Below are 2,442 nucleotides of genomic sequence, written 5' to 3' on the forward strand. Positions count from 1 at the left end.
CGTCACCGTCACCGTCACCGTCACCGTCACCGTCACCCAGGGTGACTCGTTCAGGTTCACCGAGGCCACCACCGGAAAGGGAGTCAAGCCCTTCAGCTAATCCACACCACCCCAGGGCGAGGAGATATCTGGCCGCCACCGGGGAACTTCCGCCGGCCGTCAGTGGGGAGAACTACTGGCCGCCTCTGGGGAGAACTACATGGCCGTTGACACAAGGTCACATGCGGCGAGCCGCTCTTCGCGCCACGGACGATCGAGGCAGAACAGCCCGAAGAACTCCGCCGGGCATGGCTCAACCAGCGCAGCAGCACTTGGGGCAAACTCGCCCGCCCAGACCGCATCCATCACTTCACGGCGCTACGCGGGCTCCTGCTCCAGCACGCCGAGCATCTCAGCCGAAAGATCGACAGCGGTCAGGCCGGCTCTTTCTCCGATTGCGGATAGCCGATCTCGGCGATGTCCTGGGCCAGGTCCGCCAAGTTGACCTCAGGGTTCAGCAGCGATACGAGTTCCTGGTTCAGCGGCCACAAGGCACGGACCTGGCTCACCGCCCCCAGGTCGACGGACACCTCGTAGTAGTCCTCAGCGAAGCGTTGAAACGCTTCCGGAGACCGGTCGACCAGGAGGCTGAACAGGCTCGTCGCCCCGTCAGGATCGACAGCACCCTCGGGAAAGTCGATCGTCCCGTGGTGCCACCGCTCATCCGCCGTTCCCCGCCACAAGCAGGCCGTCACGACAGGCACCCCCTCCTCATCGGTGAACGCCGGCTCCTCGACGAAGGCACTGAAGAGCTCGGGGACCTCGTCGATCACACCCGGCCAGGGCTCGCCATCGTTGCCGAAGGGGCTCATCGGCGATTCGTGGTCGAAGCCGCGCACATAGGCCCCGGCCGCCGAGAACACGATCGAGTACTCGTCCCCCGACCCGTTGCGCATCGAGGCCATCTCCTCGCCGTCGGCCCAACCGGCGTTGAAGGAGTAGTACCGGCCCTCCCAGTCCGGGCTCAGGATCGCATCGAGCATCGCCAGTGAACGGCACAGGTCTCGCAGGTCGGCAATGGCGGGGAGCTGGCGGGCCACGTCATAGACAGTCACGGGCTCATCCAACCCGATGCCACCGAGATCCAGACCGCCGCCAGGGTGGGGTGAGTACGTCGCCCGGTGCTGTCAGAGATCAGCAGCATCGATCCAGCAGATCGTCGCTACCAGGTGAAGGGCTTTGTCAGTGGCATCAGCTGCGAGCAGAGCCCAGTCCCGACACTCGGAGACGATCTGCGGCCACGACTTCTGTCGGTCGACATCCCAGTCGATACCCGGCCCCTGGCCACCGAAAGCCCCCTTGCCGTCCTTGATCCGCCAGACCTGGAAGTAGAGCACTGCCTGGTCATGAGCCGCGAGGTCCTCGATGACTTCGGCAAGGTGTGCTGTCGGCCATGCAGGATCCAACTGATCCACGTGACAACGCAGGGCAGAAGCTCTGAGCGGAAGCACGAGAGTGCGTTCACCAAGCTCAGTCAGTGCCCAGCGCAGAGCCACACCCTCGCTGTGATCAGGGGATTCACCGCGTTGCCGAAAGCTCTCGTATGCCTGGCGCAGATCCGGCACGGCATGCTGGATCCCGAGTTCGCCCAGGGACTCGGCTGCCCACTGCCGAACCACCGTGTTATCACTGCTCAACATGCCAATGAGAGCGTCTCCCGGGCGCGGATCTCCCAGGGCACTGAAGACCTCAATAGCGCACAGCTGTCCGAACGAGCCCAGGCCCGGCGCCGCTGCAATCAGCTGGTCCAGCACCTGCGGACCCATAGCGGTCAGGGCATGCTGCGCGTCCTCAGCCACCTCGCTCGAATCGGCGTCCAGCTCACCTACCCGCTGGGCAATCACGCTCTCCATGGTGGCAAGTCTGACCTGCAGACACCCACCACAGCTACGGAAAAACCTGTCCCGATCCGCCACGCCGCACGCGAACCCGTCACACGAGAGCCCAGCGACCGAGTTGATCACGCATGCCAGGCATCTCGAAAAGCTACTCGGCGCCATCGTGAGCCGCCCAGTTCCAAGATGCGTGGCCAGGTTCCAACCATCGTGTCCTGGCTCATCACCGCCCCGAGGTGAGCACCGTTGTGGCCCACTATGACGCTCAGTGGCCAAGTAGCGCGCTCAGTCACAGACGTACAGCCGGTGGTCGGCCAGGGCGCTCGCACAGAAAATCGAACACGTGTTTTAGTGGAGTGGTGAGACCACCGTTCCGCTTCCCCGAGGACCTGATCACCCTCCAAAGGGCATGGCAGCAGGCCTACGCCGAACTCGCCCAGGCCCCCGCCGGGGCCGGCACGACCGTACTGCGGCGCCGGCTTCTCGACCTGTCGGCGCGTCTGTGCACCCACCCCTGCTGGACCGCCCCCACCGGCCGGCGGGCCGGGACCGCCGACCTGCATCGCGC

General features: G+C 65.0%; 3 protein-coding genes. 1 reads left to right on the forward strand and 2 read right to left on the reverse strand.

Going from position 1 to position 2,442, the window contains the following annotated elements; all coding sequences use genetic code 11:
• Positions 1 to 413: 413 nt before the first annotated feature.
• Both ABZW32_RS39580 and ABZW32_RS39585 read right to left on the reverse strand, forming a co-directional pair.
• Positions 414 to 1,094 carry a hypothetical protein gene (locus ABZW32_RS39580; protein WP_356225735.1) on the reverse strand — a complete coding sequence of 227 codons (681 nt, stop codon included), beginning with the start codon at positions 1,092 to 1,094 and terminating at the stop codon, positions 414 to 416.
• A gap of 72 nt (positions 1,095 to 1,166) precedes the next feature.
• Positions 1,167 to 1,892 carry a HEAT repeat domain-containing protein gene (locus tag ABZW32_RS39585; RefSeq protein WP_356225737.1) on the reverse strand — a complete coding sequence of 242 codons (726 nt, stop codon included), beginning with the start codon at positions 1,890 to 1,892 and terminating at the stop codon, positions 1,167 to 1,169.
• Positions 1,893 to 2,233: 341 nt separating this feature from the next.
• Here ABZW32_RS39585 and ABZW32_RS39590 point away from each other — a divergent pair.
• Positions 2,234 to 2,442, forward strand: a 209-nt coding sequence (locus tag ABZW32_RS39590) for a hypothetical protein (protein WP_356225739.1), incomplete at its 3' end; no start/stop codon positions are given.

This window comes from Streptomyces sp. NPDC004667 (assembly GCF_040609475.1).
Taxonomy (GTDB): Bacteria; Actinomycetota; Actinomycetes; order Streptomycetales; family Streptomycetaceae; genus Streptomyces.

What these genes read in the sequence shown, in the direction of transcription:
- ABZW32_RS39585 (WP_356225737.1), bottom strand. Translation starts at nt 1,892, where the DNA reads ATGGAGAGCGTGATTGCCCAGCGGGTAGGTGAGCTGGACGCCGATTCG.